The organism is uncultured Jannaschia sp. (assembly GCF_947494025.1).
In the GTDB taxonomy this organism is placed as follows: domain Bacteria; phylum Pseudomonadota; class Alphaproteobacteria; order Rhodobacterales; family Rhodobacteraceae; genus Jannaschia.
The window spans coordinates 13,227-33,347 of record NZ_CANLTQ010000027.1; the positions used below are offsets into that span (position 1 = coordinate 13,227).

Here is a 20,121-nt window from a genome sequence, read left to right on the forward strand (position 1 = left end):
GGTCCGGATTGCTGCTAGCGTTTCCGTGGGCAGTAAGGTTTCAGTAATCACCTGAGACTTAATATCACCGGAAACGCGCACGACAGAGAGGCGCGTCCAGAGATCACGGGGCACGTTCGACATGTTCGGCCACAAGGCGCACACGCATTCGCAACCTCAAGTCGAGAAACCGACGGCCGGCTACGACAGTTTCGACGCCCGGCTCGGCGACGAGATGCGTGGCGAGCGCGCGACGATCGGCAAATCCCTGCTCGACGTGCAGCGGGAACTGCGGATCAAGGCAAGCTACATCTCCGCGATCGAGAACACCGATCTCGCGGCTTTCGACTCGTTGAGTTTCGTGGCGGGCTACGTCCGCAGCTACGCCCGTTATCTCGGCCTCGACCCGGAGGTCACGTTCGCCCGGTTCTGCGAGGAATCCGGCTTCGGCGGATCCGTCACGCTGAAGCCGATGGAGACGGAGACGCCCCGGCGGATGGCGCTGCACGAGCTTCCGCTTCCGGGGTGGAAACCCGCGGAAAGCGCGTCGGCGAAGGCTACGCCTGCCGCGGCCGACCCCCTGCTCGGCACCGCCAACCCCTTCGCCAAGAAGACACGGCCGGTTTTCGCGGGGTTCGAGCCTGGCGCGCTCGGTTCGCTCGCCGTGCTCGCGATCCTGGTCGGCGGCCTGGGCTATGGCGGCTGGACCGTGATCGAGGAGATCCAGCGCGTTCACGTCGCCCCCGTGGAACAGGAGCCGACGCTCGTGGTGGATGTCGATCCGCTGGCGCCGTCCGACACGCTCGACAACGCGGCCGCCGGCGATGACGGCATGGAGGCGTCGACGCACGACCGTCTGGCCGAGCTTTACCGCCCCAAGCCGCTCGACGCGCCCGTGCTCGTGGCACGCGATTCCCCCATCTCGACGATACCGCCGGGCACCAACGGCGCGTTCGCCGCGCTGCGACCCGCGGAGCCGGACGCCGCCGTCATCCCGCCGCGCCCGGACCTGATGACGGCCTCGGTGGATGCGGCGCTGCTGGAAGCGCTGGGGGAGGCCACGCCGGCCGAGGCCCCGGCCCCGCCGCGCGTGCTGGCCGAAGCGCCCGAGACGGTCGTGCTCGTCGCCGCGCGTGCTGCCTGGGTCCGGGTCCGCTCGGCGGAGGGCGCCACGCTCTTCGAGAAGGTGCTCGAGCCGGGCGAGACCTACGAGGTTCCCGTCGCGGAGGCGCCCGCCACGCTGCGCACCGGCAATTCGGGGGCGGTCTACATGTCCGTCGCCGGCGAGACCTACGGACCCGTCGCGCCCGGCATAAAGGTCGTCTCGAACGTCACGCTGACTGCGGATGCCGTCCGGGAGACCTACAAGGTCGCCGATCTGGAGGATGACGGTGATCTGGCCCGCGTCGTGGCCGAACTCGACGTTCCGACGGAGCTGCCCGGCGGGTCGGATCCCGTCGACTGACGCGGCGGCGGGGCCGGTTGCGCGCCTCGTCTCGCGGGCTTACCTGTGTCGCGAACCCGACGAGAGGTCAGCCATGTCCGACGCCGCACTTCATGCCATCCGTCCCTGGCGCCTGATCGAGCGGCGCCCCTCCCGGCAGATCATGGTGGGCGATGTTCCCGTCGGCGGCGACGCCCCGATTTCGGTCCAGACGATGACGAACACGCTGACCACCGACGTGGCCGCGACCGTCGCGCAGGTGCAGGCCGCGGCCGAGGCCGGGGCCGACATCGTCCGCGTTTCCGTCCCCGACGAGGCGTCGTCGAAGGCGCTTCGCGAGATCGTGCGCGAAAGCCCCGTTCCCATCGTCGCCGACATTCATTTCCATTACCGCCGCGGGATCGAGGCCGCCGAGGCCGGCGCCGCTTGCCTGCGTATCAATCCCGGCAATATCGGCGCCAAGGCCCGTGTGCGCGAGGTCATCTCCGCCGCCCGCGATCACGGCTGCTCGATCCGGATCGGGGTGAATGCCGGCTCGCTCGAACGTCACCTTCTGGAGAAGTACGGCGAGCCCTGCCCCGACGCGATGATCGAGAGCGGGCTCGACCACATCCGCATCCTCGAGGACAACGACTTCCGCGAATACAAGATCAGCTGCAAGGCGTCCGATGTCTTCATGGCCGCGGCGGCCTATCAGGGTCTGGCCGAGCAGACGGACGCGCCGATCCATCTCGGCATTACCGAGGCGGGCGGACTCATGTCCGGAACGATCAAGTCCGCCATCGGGCTCGGCAACCTTCTCTGGATGGGAATCGGCGATACGCTCCGCGTCTCCCTTTCCGCCGATCCGGTGGAAGAGGTGCGTGTGGGCTATGAGATTCTGAAGTCGCTCGGCCTTCGCCACCGGGGCGTGAACATCATCTCCTGCCCGTCCTGCGCGCGACAGGGCTTCGACGTGATCGCGACCGTGGAGACGCTGGAAAAACGGCTCGAGCATATCAAGACGCCGATGTCGCTCTCCATCATCGGCTGCGTCGTGAACGGCCCGGGCGAGGCGCTGATGACCGATGTGGGCTTCACCGGCGGCGGCAACGGGGCCGGCATGGTCTATCTGGCGGGCAAGCAGAGCCACAAGATGAGCAACGCCCAGATGATCGACCACATCGTCGAACAGGTCGAGGCCCGCGCCGCGCAGATCGAGGCACAGACGCAGGCGGCGGAATAAGCCGCCCTACTTCTCCGGCAAAAGCCCCCTCGGCGAGAATCGCAGAACCAGGAGCAGGATCACCCCCATCGTCAGCAGCCGCATATGCGCGGCGGCGTCGAGCAGGTGCGACTTGAGCCAGGACCCGTCCGTCATGCCGGCGGTGATTCCCTGCATCAGGAGCGCGCCGAGCGGCTCCACCTCGACCCAGAGCCACCAGATCAGGAACCCGCCCAGCACCGCGCCCCAGTTGTTGCCCGACCCGCCGACGATGACCATGACCCAGATGAGGAACGTGTAGCGCAGCGGCTGGTAGCTGGTCGGGGTGAGCTGTCCGTCGAACGTCACCATCATCGCCCCGGCCAGGCCCAGAACGGCGGAGCCGAGGATGAAGATCTGCAGGTGCCGTTGCGTCACGTCCTTGCCCATCGCCTCGGCCGCGACCTCGTTGTCCCGGATGGCGCGCATCATTCGGCCCCAGGGCGAGGCAAGCGCCGCTTGCGAGAGCCAGATCAGGAAAAGGAGCACGACCGCGAAGAGGCCGGCATAGGCCAGCTTCACCACGATGGCCGATGCCGTCACCGTATCCGCCCCGAAGCCGGCGGCGAAGTCCCGGAACGCCTGCGCCTGTTGCAGGTCGACCTCGTAGGGAACGGGCCGCGGCACGCCGATCACGTTCTTTACGCCGCGAGCGAGCCAGTCCTCGTTCTTCATCATCGCGATGATGATTTCCGCGATCCCGAGCGTCGCGATCGCGAGATAGTCGGAGCGCAGGCCGAGTGCCGTCTTGCCGATGATCCAGGCCGCCCCGGCCGCAAGAAGGCCGCCGACCGGCCAGCTCAGCAATACAGGCAGGCCGAGCCCGCCGATGCTGCCACGATTGGCCGGGCTCACCGCTTCGATCGCGTCCACGCCCGGGTCGAGCACCGCGCGGTAAAGCAGGAATCCGGCGATCAGCACGGCCACCATCAGCCAGCCGGCATAGCGCCCGCCCCGGCGCCAAACGAAGATCGCCGCGATGACCGTGGCCGCCCCGAGAAGAAGTCCGCCCAGGACGCGCCCGCCCCCGGCCGCGATGGCCTCGGTATCGGGCGGCATCGAGACGAACACCGCGCCGAGCCCGCCAAGAGCGACGAAGCCCATGATGCCGACATTGAACAGGCCGGCATAGCCCCATTGCATGTTCACGCCGAGCGCCATGATCGCGGAGATCAGGCCCATGTTCAGGATCGTCAGCGTGACGTTCCAGGATTGCAGGAAACCAGTTCCGACGAAGAGGAGGGCGACGAGGCCAAACAGCCCGACCGCGCGAGGATTCACCCGCTCGCTCATACCGATTTCCCCCGGAAAAGACCCGTGGGCCGGATCAGAAGCACGAGGATCAGGATCATGAAGCTGACGGCGAACTTGTAGTCCGTCGACAGAAGCTGCACGAGCCCGTCCGGCGCGAGGCTTTCGGGCAGGAAGTAGCCCAGCACCTTCTTCAGCGGATAGGTAACCGTCACTTCGGCGAAGGCGATCACGAAGCCCCCGGCGATGGCCCCGATCGGATTGCCCAGGCCGCCCACGATGGCGGCCGCGAAGATCGGCAGGAGAAGCTGGAAGTAGGTGAACGGCTTGAACGACTTGTCGAGCCCGTAGAGCGTCCCCGCGATGGTCGCGAGCCCGGCCACGATGAGCCAGGTATAGGTCACCACCCGCTCCGGGTTGATGCCGGAAAGGAGCGCGAGATCCTCGTTGTCGGAATAGGCGCGCATCGACTTGCCGGTGCGGGTGCGGTTGAGGAACCAGAAGAGCACCGCCACCACGACCACGACGACCACCACGGTGATCGCCTGCGTCGACTTGATGACCAGCGGTTCGTCGAGGCCGGTCGCATCGCGGAAGCCCCCGGCGGAGACGAGGAACCGTTCTCCGTCGGCGAAGCGCTGGTCGTCCACGCCAATGATGAAGCGGGTGATCCCGTTATAGATGAACATGACGCCCAGCGAGGCGATCACGAAAGTGACCGGCGCAGCCTTCTTTTTGCGGTAGAAGCGGTAGATCGCCCGGTCGGTCCCGAGCAGCAGCAGCGCCGCCGCGGCGATCCCCACCGGCAGGGCGAGCAATGCCGTCGGGAGCGGCCCGAACCCGACCCCCATCGATTGCAGCCCCCAGGTCGCGAGGATCACGGCCATCGTTCCGAAGGCCATCGTGTCCCCATGCGCGAAGTTCGAGAAGCGCAGGATGCCGTAGATCAGCGTCACCCCGAGCGCCCCGAGCGCGAGCTGGCTGCCATAGGCGACCGCCGGGACGATCACGAAGTTCGCCAGCGTGACGAGAGCGTGGAGTGGCTCCATCAGGCCCCGCCCCCGTCGCCGTGTTCGTTTGTCCGGATCCCGATCACCATCGCCATCGTCTTCGCTTTCCGATTATCCCCGCCGGAGGCTCCGGCGCGCGCCGCCTCGCGCATCGTTCAGCCGCCCAGGAACGACCGCCGGACGTCGTCGTCCGCCAGCAGCTCCCGCCCCGTTCCCGTATGCGCATTGCGCCCCTGCACGAGGACGTAGCCGCGATCGGCGATCTCGAGGGCCTGGCGGGCGTTCTGCTCGACCATCAGGATCGGGATGCCGGTGCGCGACACTTCGATGATCCGGTCGAAAAGCTCGTCCATCACGATGGGCGAGACGCCCGCCGTCGGCTCGTCGAGCATCAGCACCTTCGGCTTCGTCATCAGCGCCCGGCCGACGGCGACCTGCTGACGCTGGCCGCCCGAAAGCTCGCCCGCGGGCTGGCGCCGCTTGTCCTTCAGGATCGGGAACAGCTCGAAGACCTGCTCCATCGTCGGGCGGATGTCGTCGCGCCGGATGAAGGCGCCCATCTCGAGGTTCTCCTCCACGCTCATCGAGGTGAAGATGTTGGAGGTCTGCGGCACGAAACCCATGCCCTTCGCCACCCGGTCCTGCGGCGAAAGATCGGTGATGTCCTCCCCGTCGAGCCGCACGCTGCCCTGACGCAGGTTCAGCATGCCGAAGATGGCCTTCATGCCCGTGGACTTGCCCGCGCCGTTCGGACCGACGATCACCGCGATCTCGCCCGGATCGACGGCGATGGTGCAGTCGTGGAGGATGTCGGCCCCGGTGCCGTAGCCGCCGGTCATGCTGTCGCCGACGAGAAAGGCCCGTGTCGTGTCGGGGCGAACGTCCGTCGCGGATCCGTGCACCATCGTGCCGCCACCGGAGCGCGTGATCGAGCGGTCCTTGTTGCCGCGATCCTCCTGCCACGCGTTGCGACTCACGCCTGCGCCCCCGCGAGCTGATCCTTGTTCTTCAGGCCGGTGCCCAGATAGGCCTCGATCACCTGCTCGTTGGCCTTAATTTCGTCGAGGCTGCCTTCGGCCAGAACATGTCCTTCCGCCATCACGATGACCGGGTCGCAGATGCGCCCGATGAAATCCATGTCGTGCTCGATCACGACGAAGGTATAACCCCGCTCCCGGTTGAGCCGCAGGATCGCGTCGCCGATCGTGTTGAGGAGCGTGCGGTTCACCCCCGCACCGACCTCATCGAGAAAGACGATCCGTGCGTCGACCATCATCGTGCGTCCAAGCTCGAGCAGCTTCTTCTGCCCGCCGGACAGGTTGCCCGCCCGTTCGTCGGCCAGATGGGCGATCGTGAGGAAGTCGAGCACTTCGTCGGCCTTCGCGGCCAGCCGCGCTTCGTCCTCACGGATGGCGGCGCGCCGGAACCAGACGTTCCAGAGCGTCTCGCCCTGCTGACCGCCCGGAACCATCATCAGGTTCTCCCGCACGCTCATGGAGGAGAATTCGTGGGCGATCTGGAACGTGCGAAGCAGGCCCTTGTGGAACAGCGTGTGCGGCGGCAGGCCGGTGATTTCCTCTCCCGCCATCGTCACGCGACCGGACGTCGGTTCAAGGACACCCGCGATCACATTGAAAAGCGTCGTCTTTCCCGCACCGTTCGGACCGATCAGCCCGGTGATCGTCCCCTGCTTGATGCGGAGCGACGCGCCGTCCACGGCGCGAAAGCCGCCGAAATGGCGATGCAGGTCATGCACCTCGATCATGGAGCGCCCCCGTTCACGGAACGACCCCGGTCCGTGCCCGGGGTCGTCCTGATCCACGTCAATTGTCTCAGCGATAGCCTTCGATCACCATCTCGCCGTTCTCGAAGCCGACGATGCGATAGTTGCCCGCGGACTCGCCCGGCTCGATCAGTTCGACCGCGGAGGCACCGACATAATCGACGTCGCCCCCGTCGGCGAGAATCTGGAGCGCCTTCTCCAACTCGCCCGGAAGGATCTCCTCGCCCGGGGCGTTGGCGACGTCCATCACGCTCTCCTTGTAGGTTGCCGGATCGGTCGAGCCGGCCGCCTGCATCGCCAGCAGGATCAGCGCCGCGGCGTCGTAGGCTTCCGCCGAGAAGGGCGAGGTGCCATCGTAGCCGGCCTCGGTCGCCATGTCCTGATAGGCCTGCGCGCCGGGGCTGTCGGTGCCGGGGTTGTCGCCCGACGAGCCGTCGATCTCGGAGCCGAAATTGTCGACGAGGGCCTGGCTGATCATGCCATCCGGGAAATGGAACGTGTCGAAGGCCCCCGAATCGAGCGCCGCGCGCACGATGCCGGAGCCGCCCTGGTCGACATAACCAGCCACCACGAGGCGGTCGCCGCCCGCAGCCGCGAGCGCGCCGATCTCGGAGGAATAATCGGCCTTGCCGTCCTCGTGCGCGGCGGAGATCGTCACCGTTCCGCCGGCCTCCTCATAGGTGGACTGGAACGCGTCGGCGAGGCCCTTGCCGTAATCGTTGTTGGTATAGGTCAGGGCGACGGACTCGACCCCCTTCTCCATCAGGAGGTCGGAGATGATGACGCCCTGCCGGGCGTCCGACGGCGAGGTACGGAAGAACAGGCCGTTATCCTCGGTCTCGGACAGGCCGGGGCTGGTCGCGGAGGGCGAGATCATCACGACCCCGTTCGGAACGGCCACGTTGGTCAGCATCGCGCCGGTCACGCCGGAGCAATCGGCGCCGACGATGCCCACGACACCGTCGCTGGTGATCAGGCGCTCGGTCGCTGCGGTCGCGGCCGCCGCATCGATGCAGGTGCTGTCGCCGCTCACCGATTCCACCGTGGTGCCGTCGAGCAGCAGACCGGACTCGCTCACCTCGTTCATCGCCATCTTGGCGCCGGCTTCCATGCCCGGCGCGAGGCTCTCGAGCGGGCCGGTAAAGCCCAGCACGATTCCGAGTTTGACGGTATCATCCTGCGCGTAGGCTCCGGTCGCCGCGACGGCGGCGGCGCTGGCCAGCAATAGCTTCCTCATCTTCGTCTCCCTGTTGACCGCACCTTTTCGGCGCGTTTTCCGCAGGCGAGCCTAAGGCGTGGATCTGCCGTTGAAAAGGGCGTCGCGCAGGACGTCGCGGCAACCCGGCGCCGCGAGGCGCCGCTGCCGATCAAATAGGCACACCCGTCCGCCCCGCGAGATCGCAGAAGAACTGCCAGGCGACGCGACCCGAGCGCGAGCCGCGCGTGGTGTACCATTCCACCGCCTCCGCGCGCAGGGTCTCCTCCGCGACATCGACGCCGTAGGCCTCGCAATATCCCCGGATCATCGCGAGGAACGAATCCTGGTCGCAGGCGTGGAAGCCAAGCCAAAGACCGAAGCGGTCGCTCAGGCTCACCTTCTCCTCGACCGCCTCGGCCGGATTGATGGCCGAACCGCGCTCGTTCTCGATCATGTCGCGCGGCATCAGGTGCCGCCGGTTGGAGGTCGCGTAGAACAGCACGTTGTCCGGCCGGCCCTCGATGCCGCCGTCGAGCACGGCCTTGAGCGACTTGTAAGCCGCGTCGTCGTGGCTGAAACTCAGATCGTCGCAATAAAGGACGAAGCGATGCGGCGCGTCCCGGAGCAGACCGAGCAGCCGTCCCGCAGAATGGATGTCCTCGCGCTGCAGCTCGACGAGCTTCAGGCCGCTTGCCTCAAGTTCGCCGTGGACCGCCTTGACGAGGCTCGACTTCCCCATCCCGCGCGCGCCCCACAGGAGGGCGTTGTTCGCCGGCAGGCCGCACGCGAACCGCTCCGTGTTGGCGAGCAGGGTGTCGCGAGCGCGGTCGATGCCGAGCAGGAGGTGGAGCGGGACGCGATTGATCCGCTCGACCGGGATCAAACGGTCGGGATCGGTGTCCCAGAGATAGGCGGAGGCGGACCAGTCCGGCGCGACCGCCGCCCCGGGCGCGAGGCGTTCGAGCGCGAGGGCGATCCGTTCGAGCGACCGCGCCTCCGTCACAAACTCTCGTCCTCGTCGAGGAGCCCGGCCGCCCGCAATTCACGCTCCTTGCGCCGCTCCACGATGCGAACGAGCCAGATGGAGATCTCGTAGAGGCCGTAGACAACGGTGAAAAGGATGAGCTGCGTGATCACGTCCGGCGGCGTCACCAACGCGGCGAGGACGAGAATGGCGACCACCGCATATTTGCGCACGTTGCCCAGCCCTTCGGCCGAGACGAGCCCCGCCAGGCCCATCAGGGTCAGCAGGACCGGAAGCTGGAAGCACAGGCCGAAGGCGAAGATGAACTTGAGCGACAAGTCGAGGGATTCCCGCACCGAGCCGAGGAACACGGTGCGCAGCTCCTCGTCCTCGACCACGCCGACAGGAACCGTGCCGGTGACGACATTCACCAGTGCCGGAATCGCGTCGGAGAAGCCGATGAAGAAGTTCATCGCGAGCGGCGTCACGACGTAATGCGCGAAGGCCGCGCCGAGCGTGAAGAGCGCGGGCGACGCGACGATGAAGGGCAGGAACGCGCGCTGCTCGGTCTTGTAGAGGCCGGGCGCGACGAAGCGCCAGAGCTGGTGCGCGATGACGGGAAAGGACAGCGCGAACCCCGCGATCACCGAGATCCGGATCAGGACGAAGAACTTCTCCTGCGGCGCCGTGAAGATCAGCTGCGCGGGCTGACCGCGCGCGCGCAGCACCTCGGCGATCGGTTCGGCGATGAATTCGAGGATCGGCTCGGCGACGGTGAAGCAGACGATCATCCCCACCAGAAAGGCGGCGACGGCCTTGATGATGCGGGTCCGGAGCTCGGCCAGATGCTCGATCAGCGGGGCGGAGCTCTCGTCGATCTCGCTCACGACTTCGCCTCCGGCGCCGGCGGCGGGGCTTCGGGATCGGGCTGCAGCTTGGGCCCGGCCGACCGCTCCGCCACTTCCGCGTCGCGGCGGGCCTGCGCCCTCGCGGCGGTGGCCTGCTCGATCTTGGCCTTGGTCGCCGCGCGGTCCTTGGAAAGGCCGGCCTTCGACGGACCCGGCTTCGCCTTGCCGTCGGGGGCGTCGGGCGACCAGGCGGACAGATCTCCCGTCGCGTCCTTCAGGACGTCGGTGCCGTACTTCTTCGGATTGGCCATCTTGCGAAGGTCCTTGGTGATGTCCCCGACCCCGCTTTCGTCCGCGGCCTCGTTCATCGCGTGCTGGAACTCGCGTGCCATGCGTCGGGCCTTGCCGGTGAACTCGCCCAGCGTGCGGAACATGCGCGGCAGATCCTTCGGGCCGACGACGATCAGCGCAACCACGCCGATGACGAGCAGCTCGCTCCAGCCGATGTCGAACATTGCCTCAGCCCCGCCCGGTCCTGATCCGGATCAGACCTTGTCCTTTTGCGCCGCTTCGGGCGTCACGTCCCGCGCGGCCGTCCCGTCGGCGAGCGCCCCCCGGTCGTGGTCGGGCTCGTCGTCCTTGGACCCGTCGCTCACGCCCTTCTTGAAGGCTGTGATGCCCTTGCCGACCTCGCCCATGAGCGAGCTGATCTTGCCGCGTCCGAACAGGACGAGCACGACGACGGCGATGAGTAGAAGGCCGGGAAGGCCGATATTGTTGAGCATGTCCTGTCTCCCTGGATGCCGGCCCCATCCGGTGCCGGAGGCGCGCCCTTGAATCCCCGAGGTTACTTACGCATTGCGCACCCCGGTTGAAAGCACCGCCGCGTGAAATTGATCGTCAGCGGAGGAGCGGCGCGGGATCGACCGCTTCGAACCCGCGCCGCGCTTCGAAATGGAGAAAGGCCGGGTCGCCGCCGCCGACGCTCGCGATGCGCTGGCCGGCGCTGACCGTGTCGCCCTTCTCCACGCGGATGTCCTGGATGTTGGCGTAGACGGTCAGAAGCCCGTCGGCGTGGCGCAGGACGAGGATCGGCACCTGATCGGTGTCGCGGGTGATCGCGGCGACGGTCCCGGCGGCCGCGGCACTGACGGCAGCGCCCTCCGCGGCACTGAAGTCGATGCCCTCGTTGCTTGGGGAGAACGGCTTGAGGATCTCGCCCGCGACCGGACGTTGCAGGCCGCTCGGCGCGGCCGGCTCCGGCGTCGGGACGGGCGCCGGGGTGGGTTCGGACGCGCCGCTGGCCTCGGTGCGGAACCGGTCGAGCTGCGGGCTTTCGGGCAGCGGCTCGGCCTCGACGACCTCGGGCAGGGCCGAACTTGCCGAGGGCGGGAGCGGCGTCGCCGCGTCGAGCCCGGGATCGGGCGTCGGGATGCCGGTCGCGCCGTCCCCGGTCACGACGAGCGGGATCAGCAGATATTGTCCTTCCCGCACGGTGAGATCGGGGCCGAGCCCGTTCCACTCGGCAAGGGAGGCCGGGCTTACGCCGTAGAGGCGTGCGATGGAAAAGGCCGTCTCGCCGCGGGCGACGCGGTGGCGAACCGGCTCCTGCCCGCCCTGAACGGCGACCGGCGCGGCGCCGGGGGCGCCCGAGGCGCGGTCGATGGCGCTGCCGGCGATGGCGGTGATGTCGGGTCGGCCCGCGGAACCGCCCGTGACCCGGCGCGGCAGGGCGAGAACGGCGTTCGGGTTGAGCGGCGCGTCCGGCGTCAGGCCGTTGAAATCGGCGAGCTCCTGCGCGCCGATGCCGACGCGGGCCGCCACAGTCTTCACGGTGTCGCCGCTACGCGCGACGGCCACCTGGTAGTTCGGATAGGTGATGAGCCCGTTCGCGTCGGGCACGGGCCGCGTGACCGACGCCTGCCGGATGCCGGCGGCGGTGCCGCTCTGTCCGCGCAGATCGTAATCCAGATTGCCCGATCGGAACTCCGAACATCCGGCGATCACGGTTGCGCCGAGAAGTACGCCCGCCCAGCGGGTCCGCTTGCCTGTGCCGAACATCCCGGTCTCCCCATCATCTGCCCGAGCCGGGATGCCACGCCCTTCAGTCGTGTTCCACCCCCCCGATCAGCGGCACGAAGCGCACCGCGCCGAGTTCCTCGTAATCGTATCCTTCCGCCGTGCGGACGACCTTGATCAGGGTCTGCACCTGATCGCTCTCGCCGACCGGCAGCACCATCCTACCGCCGATGCGGAGCTGTGCCAACAGGGGGCCGGGCGTGTCTTCCGTCGCGGCCGTCACGAGGATGCGGTCGAAGGGCGCCTGTTCGGGCACGCCGTAGCTGCCGTCGCCGACAATCTGGACGATGTTGGTCAACCCGAGCGCCTCATGGTTCTCGCGCGCCATCCGGGCGAGCGGGCGGTGCCGTTCGATCGTGTAGACCCGCCGTGCCAGATGCGACAGGATCGCCGACTGGTATCCGGTGCCCGTCCCGACCTCGAGCACGATGTCGCGCGGGCCGACCTCCAGCGCCTGCGTCATGAGACCGACGACGGAGGGCTGGCTGATGGTCTGCCCCCGGGCGATCGGCAGGGGCACGTCCTCGAAGGCGCGGGCGGCGAAGGTCGGCGTGACGAAGCGGGCGCGGTCCACCCGCTCCATCGCCGTGAGCACGCGGGTGTCGCCGACCCCGCGGGAGCGCAGCGCGACCAGCAGCCGCATCGTCTCCTCCGGGTTCATCCCTGCCCCCCTCAGCCCGGATACGCGTCGAGCGTGCCGCGCAGATCTGCCAGCGCGGCGTGGTCGGTCAGGTCGCAGCGCATGGGCGTGACCGACACCCAGCCCTCGACATTGGCCTTCACGTCCGTCCCCGGGCCGGTCGCCTCTCCCTGCGCGCTGCCCTGGATCCAGAGGTAGTCGCGGCCGCTTGGCGAGGTCTGGGGATGGACCCGCATCCGCGCGTCGCCCCGGTAACCCTGCGCCACGGGCGCGAGGCCGCGGACATGGGCGGCGGAACAGGGCGGGAAATTGACGTTGTAAAAGAGCTTGTAGGTCTCGCCACCCCAGGGCGCATCCGCCACCAGTCGGCGCACGCAATCCGCGCCATGCCGGGCCGCCGCCTCGAACGGATCGTCGAGACCGACATTGTCGGGCCCGTAGAACTGGCTCAGCGCAATGCCGCGCACCCCCTGCAGCGCGGCCTCCATCGCCCCGCCCACGGTGCCGGAATAAACCGTGTTCTCGCCGGAATTGTTGCCGCGGTTCACCCCGGACAGGACCAGATCGACCGGCCCGTCCACCAGCTCGCCCAGCCCGGCGAGCACGCAATCCGCCGGCGAGCCTTCCAGCGCGAAGCGGCGCTCGGCCAGCTTGGTGATCATCGACGGCTTGATGTAGTTCACGCAATGGCCGACGCCCGACTGCTCGAAGGCCGGCGCGACGGTCCAGACCTCGCCGTCGCGGCCCGCCACCGCCGTGGCGATCTCCTGGAGCACGGCGAGGCCGTGCGCGCCGATGCCGTCGTCGTTGGTGATGAGTATGCGCATGGGATCCCCTTTGCCCCGCCTTTAGAAGCCGTCGCTATCTGCGTCCAGCGGGGCCGGCCCTTTTCGGGGATTGCGTTGTTGCGGTGCCCGGAACCGTAGCGCAAAGGCCCGCGGATCCTGCAATGCGGGCATTCCGCATTCCGACCGGCTGCGCCAGAAGGTGGCGGAGACGGATGCGAGAGGGGACGCGATGGCGGGGATCAAGATGGATGTGGAGGCGCTGACCGCCTTTCTCGTGCGCGACTTTCCGCAGGTCTGCGACCAGTTCGTCGTGGAGCGGATCACCGAGGAGGGCCTGATCCTGCGCCTCGTCGTCCAGGACGGGCATCTGCGGCCCGGCAGGACGGTTTCGGGGCCTGCGATCTTCGCGCTCGCCGACGTCGCCGTCTATCTCGCCATCCTGTCGCGGCTCGGGCCCGTGGCGCTGGCCGTGACGACGAATTGCAGCATCGACTTCATGCGCAAGCCCGCCGCCGGGGCGGACCTCCTTTGCGACGTCCGCCTCTTGAAGCTCGGCCGGGTGCTGGCGGTCGCGGATTGCCTGATCGGGCCGGCCGGATCGACGGCGCCCGTCGCGCGCGCCGCGCTCACCTATTCCATTCCGCCGAACGGGCCCCGCGGGGTCCCGGTCACTGCTCCCGGCACGTGACGCCGGCGATCCGCTCGATATCGGCCTCGGTCAGCGTGTTGAAGACGGCGGTGCCCGCATCCGAGCTGATCGTGGAATTGGCGAGCGGCTCGCCCGCCGCGTCCTCCGCGAGGCAGTAGAGAACGGCGTCGTCGCGAACGCCGTCCGGGACGGTCGCCGTGCACTCGACGCCGCCCTCCGTCGCCGCGCAGGAAAGCGGGTCGGGGGCGGCGGATTGCGCGGCGGCATGGCCGGGAACGAGCAGGAGAAGGATCAGGGGGCGCATGACGGACTCCTTGGTTGTGCCGGCAACAAACGCCCCGGAGGCATCGGAGGTTTCCCGAACGAAAAAGAGCCGGACGCACAAGGCGGTCCGGCCAGTCGGGGAAGAAAACCGAAGGGGTAACGTCAGGCCCGCCAGAATCCCTTGGCGAGTTCGACCGAAACCTCTCGCGGCGTCAGGCCGAGATCGGCCAGGCGTTCGGGTGGGACCGCGCGCAGATGCCGCCGGGTCCGTGCGCGCCGCTCCCAGAGAGCCAGCGCCGCGCCGGCGCGAACGAGCGCCGCGGCCAGCGGAAAGGCCGGTGGGCTGGCCATGCTGTCGAGGACGGGAGGACGGGCGGCAACAGACATCGAGGGCTCCTGACTCGTACCTTTGTACCGTTACAATTTGACGTATTCGCGAGAATATCGGTACAATGAGGCAAATACCGCCGCCAGAGAAACATTGTGATGAGTACAATATCCCCGTCGAACGTCCTTCAAGTCGATTTCGGCAGGGACGAACGGCCTAAATACGTTGTGTTGGAGGGGGCGATCCGGGCCGCCGTCGAACGAGGCGATCTGCCTCCCGGCGCCAAGCTGCCGCCCGTGCGCGACCTTGCGTGGCGGATCGGCGTGACGCCCGGTACGGTGGCCCGGGCCTATACGCGCCTGACCGATGCCGGCCTGCTCGAAGCGGTGGTGGGGCGCGGCACGTTCGTCGCGCGCAAGGGCGGGCTCGAGGCGATCCAGGCCGAGCCGAAACCGCTGGCCATCGACGCCCTGCCGCACGGGACCGGCGGAGCGGTTCACGACGTCAACATGCTGTCACCGCATCTGCCCTCCGTCGGACAGGCAGAGCTCATTCGGACGCTCCTTTCCGAGATCGCGGCCGATCCGCCCTCTGGCCTGATGCATTATCCCGTCCACCGGTCGGAGGAACCCGCCCGGACGGCGGCCGCGTCCTACCTCGCCTCCCCCGAACTCGGTCCCGTCGCGCCCGACGACGTCATCCTGACCAATGGCGGGCAGCAAGCCATCGCGCTGATCCTGCAGACCGTCCTTGCCGGGCGGCGCCCTGTCGTCCTGCTGGAGGAGCTGACCTATCCCGGATTCCGCCGCATGGCCGAGACGTTGCGCGCCGATGTCGTCACGGTCGCGATCGATGGGGAAGGCGTGCGGCCCGACGCGCTGGCGGCGGCGGCCCGGCACGGCGACGCGCAGATCCTCTGCACCTCCCCCGACGCGCAGAACCCGACCTGCCGCCGCGCCTCCGAAGGCCGGCGACGCGAGGTCATCGCGGTCGCGCGGGCGGCGAACCTGCAGATCCTCGAGGACGATTGCTACCAGATGACCGCCTCCGACGCGCCGAGCTACCGGCTGCTCGCGCCGGAGCGGACGTGGCATGTCTCCTCCGTGGCCAAGACGATCAGCCCGGCCCTCCGGCTGGGTTTCGCCCTGCCCCCGCCCGACCGGCGGCTCGCCCTGCGCCGGACGGCGGAATACAACTATTTCGGCCTCGCCACGCCGATGAGCGATCTGGCCGCGAAGCTCCTTGTCCATCCCGAACTGCCGGCCCTGCGGGACGCGGTGCGGCGCGAGGTCGGACGCTACATGCGGAATGCGGCCGAGATCCTCGCGGGCCACGATCTGACCTGGCGGGAGGACATCGCGCTGCTCTGGCTCGCCCTTCCCCATGGCTGGCGCGCCTCCGCCTTTTGCCGCGCGGCGGAAGAGGTCGGCGTCAAGCTGCGGGCCGCCGAGGAATACGCGGAACGGGAGGCGAACGCCCCCCATGCGGTGCGCCTCGCCGTCAATTGCGGCGTGACGCTCGACAGTTTCGCCGCGGCCGTCCGTCGCTTGCGGAAGCTGCTCGACCATCCGCCCGAAGGTATCGGCGTCTGAACATGGGGTAAAATGTAACCCCAAACTCTAGACGTTGTTTTTGTTAGGTTATCTCTGAATCATGGTCGTTGACGCTGCGGTGCGAAGCTGTATAAGCGCGTTTCGACCGGGAACGCCCGGACTTTTGAAATCACGTCAGATAGGGCAAGGCAGATGAAGACCTTCACCATGACCCCCGACGCGATCGACAAGAAGTGGATCCTGATCGACGCCGAGGGCGTGGTTCTGGGTCGGCTCGCCTCGATCGTCGCCACCCGCCTCCGCGGAAAGCACAAGCCGACCTTCACGCCCAGCATGGACATGGGCGACAACGTCATCGTGATCAACGCCGACAAGGTGCAGATCACCGGCCAGAAGCGCCACGAGCCGAATTACTGGCATACCGGCCATCCCGGCGGCATCAAATCCCGCACGACGCAGCAGATCCTTGAGGGAAAGCACCCCGAGCGCGTCGTTCAGCAGGCCGTGAAGCGCATGCTGCCCGGCAACAAGCTGTCGCGTCAGCTGATGACCAACCTTCGCGTCTACGCCTCGGCCGAGCATCCGCATGCGGCGCAGTCGCCCGAGACGCTGGACGTCAAGTCGATGAATCCCAAGAACACCCGGAGCGCGTGATCATGGCCGAGCAACTCAATTCCCTCGAAGACCTCAAAGGCGCCGTCGACACGTCCGGGGCCACCTCGGATGACGGTCAGGTCCTGCTGGACACTTCCGCCCCGCGCGAACCCGTCCGCGACGAGCTCGGCCGCTCCTACGCGACCGGCAAGCGCAAGGACGCGGTTGCTCGCGTCTGGATCAAGCCGGGCTCCGGCAAGGTCACCGTCAACGGCAAGGACATCAACGCCTATTTCGCGCGCCCCGTGCTGCAGATGATCCTGAAGCAGCCGTTCCAGATCACCGACCGCGAAGGGCAGTTCGACGTGATGGCCACCGTCAAGGGCGGCGGCCTTTCCGGTCAGGCGGGCGCGGTCAAGCACGGCGTTTCCAAGGCGCTGCAGCTTTACGAGCCGGGCCTGCGCGCGCCGCTCAAGGCCGCCGGCTTCCTGACCCGCGACAGCCGCGTGGTGGAGCGCAAGAAGTACGGCAAGGCCAAGGCCCGCAAGAGCTTCCAGTTCTCCAAGCGCTGACCCCGTCCCGAAAACGACCGCAACAGGCATCCGCAATCGCGGATGCCTGTTTTCGTTTGGCCATCGAAACGATAGACACCTTCTATTCTCGAACCTCGTCTTGATCGGGCCTGCCGATACGCGTCAGTAACACGGCATTTCAAAACGATATTGCAGCCGTTACGGCGACGGGGATCAGCAAATGGCGATACTTCTGTCTCCGAGCAGTTTCGATTGGCGTGCTCTGAACTTGCACCGGCTCCGCGACCTGGCGATCGAACACGCACTGATCGAAGACGAAAACGTCGAGGCCTACGGCGAACTCATCCCTGACCTTTTCCCTCTCTATCGCGACGGGGGACGCGCGATAAGCCTGTTCGGCGGCTGCGGCCTTGATGAGGATGAGGGGTTTCTCGAGGATGGGACGGTCACCCTGTATGCGGACCTGTATTCGAGCGCCGGCAGCTTATGGGCGGAGTGGGAACTCACGGACATAGCCGTTTCCGCGTCCTCGATCCTCGACGTGAGCACGACGCAGACGTCGTACGATGATCGTCAGCTGTTCCAATCGGTACTTTCCAGCGATGACTATTTCGGACTCAGCAACGGGAAGGACTTCGTGTACGGCTTTGGCGGTGCCGATTGGATCGAGGGATACGATGGAAACGATCGGCTATTCGGCGGTGTCGGACGCGACGTGGTCAACGGCGGCGATGGCAAAGACCGGATTTCCGGCGGGGACGGTCGCGATCACGTCCATGGCGGGACCGGGCGGGACCGCCTCATCCTCGACGAGGGCAACGATCGCATGAACGGAGGCGAGGGTTCGGACTGGCTCGTCGTCAACGGCAAAACGGCCGCACGCGTTGATCTGGCTTCAGAAGAGGCGCAGCATACCGGCTACGGCCGGGATACGATCATCGACATCGAGAACGTGATCGGGAGTCGCCGTGGCGACCGCATCTTCGGGACCGAGGAGGCCAACCGACTCGAGGGTGAGGAAGGTTACGACAAGCTCTGGGGCCGTGACGGCCGGGATTGGCTTTACGGCGGCGATGGCAACGACCGGCTCTCCGGCGGCTCCGGGGACGATCACCTGTTTGGTGGAAGTGGCGCGGACATTCTTATCGGCGGACAGGGACGCGACTCGCTCCATGGCGGCAGGGACAAAGACCGGGATACGTTCGTCTTCCGCTCCGCGGACGAAAGCAGGGCCGGCGCGGATCGCGATGACCTGCGGGAGTTCTGCAGCAGCGAGGACGTGATCCACCTGGGCGGGATCGACGCCGATACCTCACAGGAGGGCAACCAGTCCTTTGCCCTTTCCGATGACGGTCGAGCCGCAAACGCGGTCTGGCTGCTTGAGAAAAACGACGGCATCCTTCTGCGGGCCGACGTGAACGGCAACGCCCGAGCGGATTTCGAGATCCTCATACGGGGCGTGAACGCCCTCGACGAGGGTGCCTTGATCCTCTGACCCGCCTGTCGCGCAAAGTGACTCGCGGAAATCGCGGCCAGTGGGAATTCTACCTGGCAGGGGCAGCAGGGTTCGAACCCGCGACCTGCGGATTTGGAATCCGCTGCTCTACCAACTGAGCTATACCCCTGCAGGTGCCCCGGGGCATATGATCTGTGATCCGGGGGCGCAAGAGGGTTTGCAAGGCTTCGTCGGCATGACGAAGGACGACCTAGAGACAAGACCTTGCTGCTCTCGTCGGTGCGCCTCCGCACGATCGACCTCGCGTCGTTCACGGGCCGGATGACCGCAAAAGACGATCATCCGTAGGAACTTTTCGCTGCGAGGGCCCGTTTATGGGGTGCAATGCCGAGACAGCGTACGGAAGACGGCGCGGTTTTGGTTTAGCGAAGCACAACCACGGCCCCTGAAGGAGCACACCATGAAACGTATTTTTACCGCCGCCGCCATGATCGCCACCCTGTCGACCGGCGCCGCGTTCGCCGAAGCGCATTCCGGTTCGATGGGCGAAGGCTACAACATGCTGCAGACGGCGCTGATGTCTGATTTCGAGCGCATGGGCATTCCAACCGAAGAGCTCGACAACCTGACCCTTGGCCAGATCGCGGCGATCAAGGAAGTCGTCGAGGACGAGGACGAGTCGAACCAGAAGAACCAGATCGAGGCGATCATCGCTAACAATTGATCCAGACGGATCGGTGACCGAAGCGGCGGCCAAGGGGTCGCCGCTTTTCATTTGTCAGGCCGAATGAAGTTAAGCGGAGTCGTTGAGTTACGGCTGTCAGAATAGTTGAGGCAAGCACCATCTGGGTAATGGCTTGCCCCTATCGGGTGGTCCGGTTTCGGTCTCGGTGCCTGGCAGGTCTCGGTGCCAGAGCGGATTACCCGGGGCGGGGGTGATCTTGTGCCGCGAGGTGGCCATTCAACGGCTTCCGGAGCCGGTGATCGATCGTCGAGGGAGGTGTGAGGCCCGACGGTATTGATGTGGACGCGCCACCCCTCGATGACCGCTCGGGGCTCGACCGGCGGGTCGAAGATCTCGCCATTCCGCAACTCGCCCCGGAGCTTCGATCTATCGCAATATCCTTTCCCCCGGGGGGCCGCCGGGCTCGACAAAGGCAGTCCTGGCGCCGACAGCGTCGATCCGGTCTCGAACCTGCCATGGCGACGACCTCAGGGCCGTTATCCAACCGAACTTGGCTAGGCACACCTCGTGAGGCGGGGACAGGTCGGCCGGAACATCGACGATCGCGGTCGAATTCGGATTTCGGTCGATCTTGATGGCCAGGCATTCCCGGGGGAACTCGCCGATGACACCGAGCCTCCGGAACGTCCTCCCGTCATGGGTCCGGCTCTTGACGACGTCACAGGATCCCGCTGCTCGACATGGCATCCCGCAGTGATGTCCCGAGTATCCGTGATGATCAAGCGGGGGTTTCGGTCCATTTCCTTCCGTCTCGGAGGAGTGCATTGGCGGT

Annotated in this window: 23 protein-coding genes and 1 tRNA gene; 8 read left to right on the plus strand and 16 right to left on the minus strand. The window is 67.0% G+C overall.

From position 1 onward, the window contains the following. Nucleotides 1-121 precede the first annotated feature (121 nt). Entirely contained in the window at nt 122-1,444 is a 1,323-nt protein-coding gene (locus tag Q1B08_RS17845) for a helix-turn-helix domain-containing protein (protein WP_299821862.1), read from the plus strand. Nucleotides 1,445-1,517: 73 nt separating this feature from the next. After that, nucleotides 1,518-2,648 carry a flavodoxin-dependent (E)-4-hydroxy-3-methylbut-2-enyl-diphosphate synthase gene (gene ispG, locus Q1B08_RS17850; RefSeq protein ID WP_299821864.1) on the plus strand — a complete coding sequence of 377 codons (1,131 nt, stop codon included), beginning with the start codon at nt 1,518-1,520 and terminating at the stop codon, nt 2,646-2,648. 6 nt (nt 2,649-2,654) lie between these two features. Here the strand turns inward: ispG and Q1B08_RS17855 are convergent, their stop codons facing one another. The 12 genes from Q1B08_RS17855 to surE all read right to left on the minus strand — a co-directional run bounded on the left by Q1B08_RS17855 (nt 2,655) and on the right by surE (nt 13,266). Then, nucleotides 2,655-3,959: a branched-chain amino acid ABC transporter permease gene (locus Q1B08_RS17855; protein ID WP_299821866.1), complete on the minus strand. Its 1,305-nt coding sequence runs from the start codon at nt 3,957-3,959 to the stop codon at nt 2,655-2,657. Next, the gene (locus tag Q1B08_RS17860; protein WP_299821868.1) at nt 3,956-4,966 is read right to left on the minus strand and encodes a branched-chain amino acid ABC transporter permease; all 1,011 of its coding nucleotides are present in this window, start codon (nt 4,964-4,966) and stop codon (nt 3,956-3,958) included. Before Q1B08_RS17860 ends, Q1B08_RS17855 begins: the two co-directional genes overlap by 4 nt. Before the next feature lie 116 nt (nt 4,967-5,082). Next, nucleotides 5,083-5,904 carry an ABC transporter ATP-binding protein gene (locus Q1B08_RS17865; protein ID WP_299821870.1) on the minus strand — a complete coding sequence of 274 codons (822 nt, stop codon included), beginning with the start codon at nt 5,902-5,904 and terminating at the stop codon, nt 5,083-5,085. Continuing rightward, nucleotides 5,901-6,692, minus strand: coding sequence for an ABC transporter ATP-binding protein (locus Q1B08_RS17870; protein ID WP_299821873.1), 792 nt, complete (start codon nt 6,690-6,692; stop codon nt 5,901-5,903). The genes Q1B08_RS17865 and Q1B08_RS17870 overlap by 4 nt, the downstream gene beginning before the upstream one ends. A gap of 67 nt (nt 6,693-6,759) precedes the next feature. Then, a complete protein-coding gene (locus Q1B08_RS17875) occupies nt 6,760-7,947 on the minus strand; it encodes an ABC transporter substrate-binding protein (RefSeq protein ID WP_299821875.1) in 1,188 nt (395 codons plus the stop codon). 130 nt (nt 7,948-8,077) lie between these two features. After that, nucleotides 8,078-8,911, minus strand: a complete 834-nt coding sequence (locus Q1B08_RS17880; protein WP_299821877.1) for an ATP-binding protein — start codon at nt 8,909-8,911, stop codon at nt 8,078-8,080. Then, the gene (gene tatC / locus Q1B08_RS17885) at nt 8,908-9,759 is read right to left on the minus strand and encodes a twin-arginine translocase subunit TatC (protein WP_299821879.1); all 852 of its coding nucleotides are present in this window, start codon (nt 9,757-9,759) and stop codon (nt 8,908-8,910) included. The genes Q1B08_RS17880 and tatC overlap by 4 nt, the downstream gene beginning before the upstream one ends. Next, entirely contained in the window at nt 9,756-10,235 is a 480-nt protein-coding gene (gene tatB / locus Q1B08_RS17890) for a Sec-independent protein translocase protein TatB (RefSeq protein ID WP_299821881.1), read from the minus strand. Before tatB ends, tatC begins: the two co-directional genes overlap by 4 nt. Nucleotides 10,236-10,265: 30 nt before the next feature. Further along, nucleotides 10,266-10,505 carry a twin-arginine translocase TatA/TatE family subunit gene (locus Q1B08_RS17895; RefSeq protein ID WP_299821883.1) on the minus strand — a complete coding sequence of 80 codons (240 nt, stop codon included), beginning with the start codon at nt 10,503-10,505 and terminating at the stop codon, nt 10,266-10,268. A gap of 115 nt (nt 10,506-10,620) precedes the next feature. Continuing rightward, nucleotides 10,621-11,781, minus strand: a complete 1,161-nt coding sequence (locus Q1B08_RS17900) for a peptidoglycan DD-metalloendopeptidase family protein (RefSeq protein ID WP_299821885.1) — start codon at nt 11,779-11,781, stop codon at nt 10,621-10,623. Nucleotides 11,782-11,824: 43 nt separating this feature from the next. Further along, nucleotides 11,825-12,460, minus strand: a complete 636-nt coding sequence (locus tag Q1B08_RS17905; RefSeq protein ID WP_299821887.1) for a protein-L-isoaspartate(D-aspartate) O-methyltransferase — start codon at nt 12,458-12,460, stop codon at nt 11,825-11,827. Between the two features lie 11 nt (nt 12,461-12,471). Next, a complete protein-coding gene (gene surE, locus Q1B08_RS17910) occupies nt 12,472-13,266 on the minus strand; it encodes a 5'/3'-nucleotidase SurE (protein ID WP_299821889.1) in 795 nt (264 codons plus the stop codon). Nucleotides 13,267-13,456: 190 nt separating this feature from the next. Between surE and Q1B08_RS17915 the strand changes: the two genes are divergently transcribed. Further along, nucleotides 13,457-13,915, plus strand: a complete 459-nt coding sequence (locus tag Q1B08_RS17915) for a PaaI family thioesterase (RefSeq protein ID WP_299821891.1) — start codon at nt 13,457-13,459, stop codon at nt 13,913-13,915. On the opposite strand, the gene Q1B08_RS17920 is transcribed toward Q1B08_RS17915, so the two are convergent. Together Q1B08_RS17920 and Q1B08_RS17925 are read right to left on the minus strand one after the other, a co-directional pair. Beyond that, nucleotides 13,896-14,180: a hypothetical protein gene (locus Q1B08_RS17920; protein ID WP_299821893.1), complete on the minus strand. Its 285-nt coding sequence runs from the start codon at nt 14,178-14,180 to the stop codon at nt 13,896-13,898. The genes Q1B08_RS17915 and Q1B08_RS17920 overlap by 20 nt on opposite strands. Nucleotides 14,181-14,302: 122 nt before the next feature. Continuing rightward, nucleotides 14,303-14,527 carry a DUF1127 domain-containing protein gene (locus Q1B08_RS17925; RefSeq protein ID WP_299821895.1) on the minus strand — a complete coding sequence of 75 codons (225 nt, stop codon included), beginning with the start codon at nt 14,525-14,527 and terminating at the stop codon, nt 14,303-14,305. A 99-nt stretch (nt 14,528-14,626) separates the two neighbouring features. Between Q1B08_RS17925 and Q1B08_RS17930 the strand changes: the two genes are divergently transcribed. From Q1B08_RS17930 to Q1B08_RS17945, 4 genes are all read left to right on the plus strand, one after another. Continuing rightward, a complete protein-coding gene (locus Q1B08_RS17930) occupies nt 14,627-16,060 on the plus strand; it encodes a PLP-dependent aminotransferase family protein (RefSeq protein ID WP_299821897.1) in 1,434 nt (477 codons plus the stop codon). Between the two features lie 153 nt (nt 16,061-16,213). Continuing rightward, a complete protein-coding gene (gene rplM / locus Q1B08_RS17935) occupies nt 16,214-16,675 on the plus strand; it encodes a 50S ribosomal protein L13 (protein WP_299821899.1) in 462 nt (153 codons plus the stop codon). 2 nt (nt 16,676-16,677) lie between these two features. Next, the gene (gene rpsI / locus Q1B08_RS17940; RefSeq protein WP_299821901.1) at nt 16,678-17,187 is read left to right on the plus strand and encodes a 30S ribosomal protein S9; all 510 of its coding nucleotides are present in this window, start codon (nt 16,678-16,680) and stop codon (nt 17,185-17,187) included. Between the two features lie 181 nt (nt 17,188-17,368). Next, on the plus strand, nt 17,369-18,643 hold the full coding sequence (locus tag Q1B08_RS17945; protein ID WP_299821903.1) for a calcium-binding protein: 1,275 nt from the start codon (nt 17,369-17,371) through the stop codon (nt 18,641-18,643). A 54-nt stretch (nt 18,644-18,697) separates the two neighbouring features. On the opposite strand, the gene Q1B08_RS17950 is transcribed toward Q1B08_RS17945, so the two are convergent. Continuing rightward, nucleotides 18,698-18,773: transfer RNA gene (locus tag Q1B08_RS17950), tRNA-Trp, on the minus strand. A gap of 291 nt (nt 18,774-19,064) precedes the next feature. Here Q1B08_RS17950 and Q1B08_RS17955 point away from each other — a divergent pair. Beyond that, entirely contained in the window at nt 19,065-19,328 is a 264-nt protein-coding gene (locus Q1B08_RS17955) for a hypothetical protein (RefSeq protein WP_299821904.1), read from the plus strand. A 47-nt stretch (nt 19,329-19,375) separates the two neighbouring features. On the opposite strand, the gene Q1B08_RS22110 is transcribed toward Q1B08_RS17955, so the two are convergent. Next, entirely contained in the window at nt 19,376-19,759 is a 384-nt protein-coding gene (locus Q1B08_RS22110) for an integrase core domain-containing protein (RefSeq protein WP_366140052.1), read from the minus strand. Nucleotides 19,760-20,121: the final 362 nt, after the last annotated feature.